Here is an 8,616-nt window from a genome sequence, read left to right as displayed (position 1 = left end):
CCCATTTCGAACACAGAAGTTAAGCACTTTTACGGCGACAATAGCTAGGCACGCTCTAGTGAAGATAGCAAATTGCCAGTTAAACATTAGAGAGACTCATGTCTCTCTTTTTTTGTGTTTTTTTCTATTTGTGATACAATATTTTATACGGTATTAATTTAAAAGGAGATTTTATGAAGAAAATAATATTGATGTGTTTACTTACGTTAACACTAGCTGCATGTGGTAGTTCTAACAGCAGTGATAAGACAGCTACTTGTACCCTTACTGATGATAGTAACGAGAATAATGTAGCAGATGTGAAAGTTACAAAGACAGATGGTAAATTGTCTAAAATTGTAATGGAAGTAAATGGTGAACTAGTTGAATCATATTTTGATGAGTATAGTGCTGAAGAACTTGAAGATTTACTACTTGAGGGTCTGATTGGTGAATTGGATGGATATGCTGGAATTACTTCAGATATTAAAGTGGATGATAAAGAATTTACATATTCAATTAGTGTAAATATTGATCCATCTAAAATGAATGATGAAGAATTAGAAGAGATGGATATCGCTGATTTAGATGCTGATGCATTCGCAAAACAATTATCAGATAGTGGATATTCTTGTGGTGATTTTAAATAATAAATAGTTATCGTTAGAGACAGATTGATTGATTCAGTCTGTTTTTATTTTGCTTATTTTTGATTTTACTATTAATTATTTCAATCAATCAGGGACTATGCTATAATTATAAAGATATTGGAGGCGTATTAGATGATATCAAGTACCATTCAAGAAATTATCACCATGGTCGATGGTGAATTATTTATTAATAAAGGAAACAAAGCTGATATAGTATCTGGTGTAACATTAGATTCACGTAATATTAATCAGTCTAATATATTTATTGCAATCAAGGGAAATCGTGTAGATGGTCATGAATATTTAGAAGAAGTATATAAGCAGGGGGCTGCCTTGGCAATTATTGAGAATGATGCATATACTAATGTAGATATTCCGGTAATCTTAGTAAAGGACAGTACAGTTGCATTGCAGGAACTTGCGCGGAATTATCGTAAGAGTTTGGATGTGAAGGTGATTGGTATCACTGGCAGCAATGGGAAAACTTCTTGTAAGGATTTATTATCTTCAGTTCTTGAGAGCGAGTATAAGGTAGTGAAAACACATGGGAACCAAAATAATGAACTAGGTGTTCCTTTGACACTACTGCGTGCTTCAGAAGACACGGATTTTATTGTTCTGGAGATGGGGATGGAGAATCTGGAAGATATCCATTTTTTAAATGACATTGCATACCCAGATATGGGTATGATTACCAATGTTGGTGTTGCCCATTTAGAGAACTTAGGTAGTCTTGATAATATTGGAAGAGCAAAACTGGAACTTATGGATGGATTAACTGGTAACAGTTTATTTATCTATAATGGTGATGATCCAATACTTAGTAAAATTATTAAGGAAAAAGATGCAAGAGAACTTGATGTTCAGACATTTGGAGAACGATCGAGCAATTCTATTTATCTAACAAGTTTTGAGCAGAAGAGTGATGAGATTACATTTTCAACAAACCTCTCATCTGCAGTATTCACAATTCCAACAATCGGAAAGCATATGGCATTAAATGCCTTACCAGTCGTTTACACAGCTTATAAGATTGGTTTGAGTGATGAACAGATAGCAAGTGGTCTTTCATCCTTTGTAAGCAGTGCGATGCGCAATGAGCTTGTGGAAGTGGGTCAGATGATAATTCTGAATGATGCATATAAATCAAATCCACAAAGTGCCAGAGTAGCGCTTGATACATTTAATTTAATTGATGAACCATACAAGATTGTTGTACTTGGTGATATGCTGGACTTAGGTGAAGCAGAGAACCAGTTTCATTTTGACTTAGGTGCGTATATGAATGATATTGCATTTGATGAACTGATTGGATATGGAAAGTTATCGAAACATATTCTTGAAGGTGCAAAATCTGTGAAACCAGATAAGAAGTTTCATCTGATGGAAACACATGAAGAGATTGCGAATTATTTACAATCGTTTAAAGATAAAAAATGTGCAGTTTTATTTAAAGGATCTCGTGGGATGCATTTGGATAAGATTGTTGATGAATTGATAGGAGAATAATTATGGAAAAGATACGTTTAGCAGTTATTTTCGGAGGGAATTCCAGCGAATATCCAGTATCACTACATTCAGTTGCTAGTGTGCTGAGAAGTCTGGATAAAGATAAATATGAATTGATTTTACTACCAATCGACCGTGATGGTGTTTGGTATTATTATAATGGAGATATTGATATACTGGAACATGACCACTGGAAGGAACATCCTTCAACTAGACATGCAGTGTTCTCACCTTCGGCAAAAGAAGGTGTGTATATCCTAGATGATGCAGAAGTACAACGAATGGAAATTGATTGTGTCTTACCAATCTTACATGGTAAGAATGGGGAAGATGGAACTCTACAGGGATTATTAGAGTTATCTACAATTCCTTATGTAGGATGTAACCACGTCAGTTCAGCGATTTCTATGGATAAAGACTATACACATATTATTTGTGAAGCTGCTGGTATTCCAATGGCACCTTATATTTCTTTGTTGAGTTGTGAAGAAATTGATTACGATGCATTGATTGATGAAGTAGATGAAAAACTGACGTTACCATTGTTTGTGAAACCTGCCAATGCAGGATCAAGTTTTGGGATTACGAAAGTAGATGATTATAAAGATTTACAGGATGCAGTACAGTTTGCTTTTGAATATGATAAAAAGGTAATTATTGAAACTGGTATTGATGGCTTTGAGGTTGGATGTGCCGTATTAGGAAACAATGAATTAGTCGTTGGTGAAATCGATGAAATCGATACACATAATAACTTCTTTGATTATGATGCGAAATATGAGTTGGAAAATACACAAATTCTGTGTCCAGCACGTGTTGATACAGTAATTAGTGATGAAGTAAAAGAATTGACAAAAAAGATTTTCAGAATCTTAGGTGGTAGTGGGTTAGCTAGAGTTGATATGTTTGTGACTAAGGACAGCGAAATTTATTTTAATGAAATTAATACAATTCCTGGGTTTACATCTGCAAGTCGTTATCCTTCCATGATGAAAGCTGTAGGAGTAGAATTTCCAGAATTATTAGATCGCTTGATTGCCTTGGCAATGGAGTAAGATATGTTAGAAAGTAAAAGTCGAAGTTGGGTCGAAATTGACTTAGACAAAATAAGAGAAAACTTTAAAGTAATGGATCAGCATATTCATAAAAAGCAAAAAGTAATGGCAGTGGTCAAAGCGGATTGTTATGGACATGGTGATAGTATTGTTGCAAAGATACTGGAGGAAGAAGGCGTCGACTTCTTTGCGGTTTCCAGTATTGATGAAGCACTGAATTTACGTAATGCAGATATCAAAGGTAAGATATTGATCTTAGGCTATACGCCTGCAGAGCATTTTCATTATTTGCATGAACATAATATTACACAGTGCGTCATGAGTTATGAATTTGGAAAGAGTTTAAGTGATTATGCATTATCACAAAATATAAAAATAGAAGTACATATTAAAGTGGATACGGGAATGGGGAGAATAGGAATTCCATGTCAGGATAATAACTATCAGATTGATGTTGTGAAATCAATTTACGATTTAGATGGATTATCTTGTGCTGGTATATTTTCTCATTTTAGTGTGGCTGATACCTATGATCGAGGAACTGATGAAGCATATACAATGCATCAGATAGAGTTGTATCAAAAAGTCCTTGAAGAATTAAAGGCAGAAGGAATTGACTATGGTCTAACCCATCTGCAAAATAGTTATGGAGCAATCAATTATCCGGAACTGGATTATGATTACTCTAGAATTGGTATCTTACTTGTAGGGAATGCAAGTAATGATTCACAGAAGTTGAAACATGAAGTGACATTGTTTCCTGCGCTTGTTTGGAAAACGAATGTAGCTTGTGTGAAAACCGTACCTAAGGGTACTTATATTGGATATGGTAGGAATTATCTTACAGAAAAAGAAACCAAAGTAGTCACTGTATCTTGTGGTTATGCGGATGGAATGAATCGTCAGGCATCACATCATCATTTGGAAGTTTTACTGCATGGTAAACGCTGTGAGATTATAGGAAATATCTGCATGGATCAGTTTATGATTGATGCAAGTGAAGTAGATGATGTTCATACTGGAGATGTTGTTACGATAATTGGGACAGAGGGAACAGAGACCATTAAAATTGATGAATTATCTAGAGCAGCGAATACGATCAACAATGAATCATTTTGTTTGATTTCAAAAAGAGTACCAAGATTTTATAAATAGAAACAGAGGAGCGTTTATGGAGCGTAAAGATTATTATTTAGTAGATATCATAAAACTTATTTGTGCTATCTTAGTAGTTGGAATGTATTGTGGACCACTTCTTTCAGTAAATGAAACATTGAATTACTTTGTCGTTAATATTTTAGGGAGAATAGCTTATCCGTTTTTCTTTGTAGCCAGTTCATTTTTCTTTTTTAGAAAACTGGAGTATGTTGCAGGATTAAAAAGTAAAGAAAACTTAAAGTTACTGCGTAACTATATTATTCGTTTGTGTGTATTATATATTATCTGGACATTGCTTTATGCAATTGTACTTTTTATTCAGGTACAAACACAAATGATTGTAGAGTATACAATGGTAGACTTTATTCGTAATTTCTTCTTTGCTGGAAGTTACTATCATTTGTGGGTATTACCAGCAATGATTTTCTCAACGATTTTAGTATATGTATTACTAATGAAGTTCAAAACATTACAAGTGTTAGAAATAGGAATTGTTTTATATCTGATTGGAATGGTTATTAACATTTACGGTTCTGTACTTTTAAAAGTTCCATTTATTGGCGATATTATAAAAGTATATCTGGATGTATTTGTGACTGCAAAGAATGGATTGTTCTTTGGATTCTTATATACTGCAACTGGATATTACATTGCAACAAGTAAGTTTAACTTATCAAAATCAGATTTATTTAAAAGAACAATGATTTGTTTCTTATTAGTATTCATTGAAGGATTCTTCTTAAGAGGATTAGGAATAGAAAATGTAGATGCTATTATGTATATTACGTTAGTACCATTTATCTTTTATTTCTTCCTATACATTTTAGAGTTTGATATTAATTTCAGTGAACGATTCCTTACCTTCAGAGCATGTAGCTCTTTGGTATATTTCTTATTCCCTGTATTTATTGTGATTCTAAATGTATTACCATTTGATTATTTCAGCTGGCCTTTTGGAAGTATTATTTATTTTATATTTTTATTAATATTAGCTGTAGATGCTGCATATCTTATTTATAAAGCATCAAAACAGAAGCAACTTAAATTTTTGAGGATTTTATTTTAATGTTACGTCTTGATCAGATCAAACTAACATTACAGGATGATGAATCATTACTGAAGGATAAGATTTTAAAAATCTTATCCATTTCAGAATCTGATCTTCTTCATTATGAAATATATAAAAAGAACATTGATGCTCGCCATCAATGTATTTTGTTTGTTTATAGTGTAGATGTAGAAGTAAAAGATGAAGAAGCAATTCTAAAAAAGAAATGGAAGAATATTCGTAAGAGTCCTAAGCAGGAATACAACTATCCTGAACAGGGAATCATTGAGATGAAACATCGACCAGTTGTGGTAGGATTTGGACCTGCAGGAATGTTTGCGGCTCTTGCACTTGCTCGTAACGGATATAAGCCAAGAATCTTTGAGCAGGGAAAACAAGTGGAACAACGCATCAAAGATGTACAGAAGTTTGTGGAAACTGGTGAACTAGATGAATCTAGCAATATTCAGTTTGGAGAAGGTGGAGCAGGAACATTCTCAGATGGTAAGCTGACTGCACGTACCAAAGATTTACGAGTACAGAAAATATATGAAGAACTCATCAATCATGGTGCACCACATGAAATACTAACCGATGCTTATCCTCATATTGGAAGCGATCGATTAATTGAAGTGGTTGCGAATATGCGTAAGACAATTATCGCACTAGGTGGTACTTTTCACTTCAGTTCAAAGGTAGATGCACTAATCAGTGTAAATGATCGTATCACAGGTATTGAAGTAAACCATCAGATAATTGATGCGGATGTTGTGGTACTGGCACTTGGAAACAGTGCCAGAGATAGTTTTGTGAAGTTTCATAAACAAGGACTTGCAATGGAATCAAAACCATATGCAATTGGGGTACGAATTGAACATACCCAAGAAAGTATTGATAAAGCACTCTATCATGAATACTATAATCATGAGAGTCTGCATGCAGCCAGTTATCGTTTAACCCACCAACACAATGGTTTAGGTATTTATACCTTTTGTATGTGTCCAGGTGGTGAAGTTGTAGCGGCTACATCAAGAAGAGGTCATGTAGTCGTAAATGGGATGAGTGATTATGCCAGAGATAACGTAAATGCCAATTCTGCAATCTTAGTTCAGGTAAATGAAGAAGATTATGGAGAAGGTGTATTTGCAGGAATGGAGTTTCAGGAGAAACTGGAACGCAAGGCATTTGAACTTGGTGGCAGTAATTATAAAGCACCAGCACAACGAGTTGGTAACTTTCTTCAAGTACCAGTTCAAGGAGAAGAGATTAAGCCATCTTATCCTTTAGGTGTGAACTATATTGACTTGCATTCATTACTTCCTGAGAAGGTCTGTATGGGACTTAGAGAAGGGCTTCTGGCATTCGCAAGAAAGAATGAAGCATTTAAGAATACCAATGCTGTATTAACTGGAGTAGAAACAAGATCTTCTTCACCAGTACGTATCTTGCGAGAAAAGGAAACGTTACAGTCTTGTTCCATCAGGAATGTATATCCTGTAGGAGAAGGTAGTGGGTATTCAGGTGGAATTACATCCAGTGCAATTGATGGTTTAAAAGGTGCAGAAGCAATTATAGAGAAATTCTCTTCACCAGATGAAATTGAATCAAAATAGTGTTGAATAATTTTTGAGTTATGGTATCATATAACTAATAAAAAGGTCCTTTAAAATAATCCAGAGAGGTTATGAAGGTGAATCAGACACTTATAAACACTATAAAGGTCCTTTTGCGTATATGCATGGACCTTTTTATTTGAATAAATTCGTGGAGGTTTGACGATGAAAAAGATGGTTGCAAATAATATTGAAATAAAGAATACAAGTATTGTTTTCACAGTTGTAAATCGTTTTTATGTTCCACAAAGATTAGCGATATCTAATTTATATTAGTTGCTAATCTTTTTTTGAATAAGGTTTTAGAAATAACAGAAAGGATAAGGTAACACAGATGATCATAAAGAATGCAAGAATAATCGTAAAAGACAATGAGACAAAAATTCAGGATATCTTAATCAAAGATGATAAGATAGCAAGAATTGCTGATTTCATTGAAGATGCAAACGAAGAAGTAATTGACGCAGAAGAAAAACTTGTATTGCCTGGTGGAGTCGATGTACATGTGCATTTACGAGAGCCTGGGTTTACAAAGAAAGAAACGATTAAAACCGGAAGCGAAGCAGCAGCACATGGAGGTTATACAACCATTATGGCGATGCCTAACATTCTTCCTTATCCAGACAATGTAGAAGCAATTAAAGACTATCAGAAGTTGATTGCAAAAGATGCAGTTGTGAATGTTCTTCCATATGCTTGTATTACAAAGCAGGAAGATGGAAGTGAAGTAGTTGATATGAAAGGTATTTCTAAACTTGGTATTCACTGGTTCTCAGATGATGGTGTTGGGGTTCAACAAGATGGCATCATGAAAGAGGCAATGAAGAAGGCAAAGACTGAGGATGCAATGATTGTAGCTCATACTGAAGATATGAACTATCGTAAACCGACTGCATGCATGCATGATGGAATACGTGCAAAAGGATTAGGTTTGGTTGGAATTCCAAGTGAATGTGAATACAAGCAAATTGAACGTGACCTACAATTGGCACTAGAGACAAAAGCGAAATATCACATTTGTCATATGAGTGCAAAGGAAAGTGTAGAGTTGCTTCGCAAGTATAAAGCACTGGGTGCTGATGTGAGTGGAGAAGTTACAACCCATCACTTAGTATTAAATGAAATGAATGTGGAGAATACGAATCATAAGATGAATCCTCCATTACGTAGCGAAGAGGATCGACAATCCTTAATTGAAGGCTTACTGGATGGAACAATTGATTTCATTGCGAATGATCATGCTCCTCATACTGAAGAGGAAAAGAATACAACAATGGAGAAAGCTCCATTCGGAATTGTAGCACTGGAAACAAGTATTCCTCTAATTTATACAAACTTTGTGGATACAGGAATGTTTACATTGAAACAGTTCCAAGATTATATTAGTACAAAACCAGCAAAGCGTTTTGGATTAACGAATGTTGGAGAACTGAAAGAAGGATATCAGGCAGATATCATTGCATTAAGTGAAGAGGAACAAGTAATTCATAAAGAAAAGTTTGTTTCAAAAGGAAAGAATACGCCGTTTGATGGTTATAACGTTAAAGGTAATATTGCATTTACGCTGGTAAATGGAAAAGTAGTATATACAGCACTATAGGAGG

Annotated in this window: 7 protein-coding genes; all 7 read left to right on the top strand. The window is 34.5% G+C overall.

What is annotated here, in order from left to right:
- The first annotated feature begins 173 nt into the window (after window positions 1–173).
- On the top strand, window positions 174–629 hold the full coding sequence (locus J2S15_RS14630) for a putative periplasmic lipoprotein (protein WP_307409615.1): 456 nt from the start codon (window positions 174–176) through the stop codon (window positions 627–629).
- 132 nt (window positions 630–761) lie between these two features.
- Window positions 762–2,138, top strand: a complete 1,377-nt coding sequence (locus J2S15_RS14625) for a UDP-N-acetylmuramoyl-tripeptide--D-alanyl-D-alanine ligase (protein ID WP_307409613.1) — start codon at window positions 762–764, stop codon at window positions 2,136–2,138.
- A gap of 2 nt (window positions 2,139–2,140) precedes the next feature.
- Window positions 2,141–3,193, top strand: a complete 1,053-nt coding sequence (locus tag J2S15_RS14620) for a D-alanine--D-alanine ligase family protein (protein WP_307409611.1) — start codon at window positions 2,141–2,143, stop codon at window positions 3,191–3,193.
- Between the two features lie 3 nt (window positions 3,194–3,196).
- Entirely contained in the window at window positions 3,197–4,348 is a 1,152-nt protein-coding gene (gene alr / locus J2S15_RS14615; RefSeq protein WP_307409609.1) for an alanine racemase, read from the top strand.
- A gap of 16 nt (window positions 4,349–4,364) precedes the next feature.
- Complete coding sequence (locus J2S15_RS14610; protein ID WP_307409607.1) at window positions 4,365–5,417, top strand: acyltransferase family protein; 1,053 nt, start codon at window positions 4,365–4,367, stop codon at window positions 5,415–5,417.
- Complete coding sequence (locus tag J2S15_RS14605; RefSeq protein ID WP_307409605.1) at window positions 5,417–7,012, top strand: NAD(P)/FAD-dependent oxidoreductase; 1,596 nt, start codon at window positions 5,417–5,419, stop codon at window positions 7,010–7,012. Before J2S15_RS14610 ends, J2S15_RS14605 begins: the two co-directional genes overlap by 1 nt.
- Window positions 7,013–7,346: 334 nt before the next feature.
- Window positions 7,347–8,612 (top strand): dihydroorotase, encoded by a 1,266-nt coding sequence (locus tag J2S15_RS14600; protein ID WP_307409603.1) that lies wholly within the window; start codon window positions 7,347–7,349, stop codon window positions 8,610–8,612.
- Window positions 8,613–8,616 lie beyond the last annotated feature (4 nt).

This window comes from Breznakia pachnodae (assembly GCF_030814225.1).
Classification (GTDB): Bacteria; Bacillota_I; Bacilli_A; order Erysipelotrichales; family Erysipelotrichaceae; genus Breznakia; species Breznakia pachnodae.
This window is presented reverse-complemented; position numbering and strand designations above follow the sequence as displayed.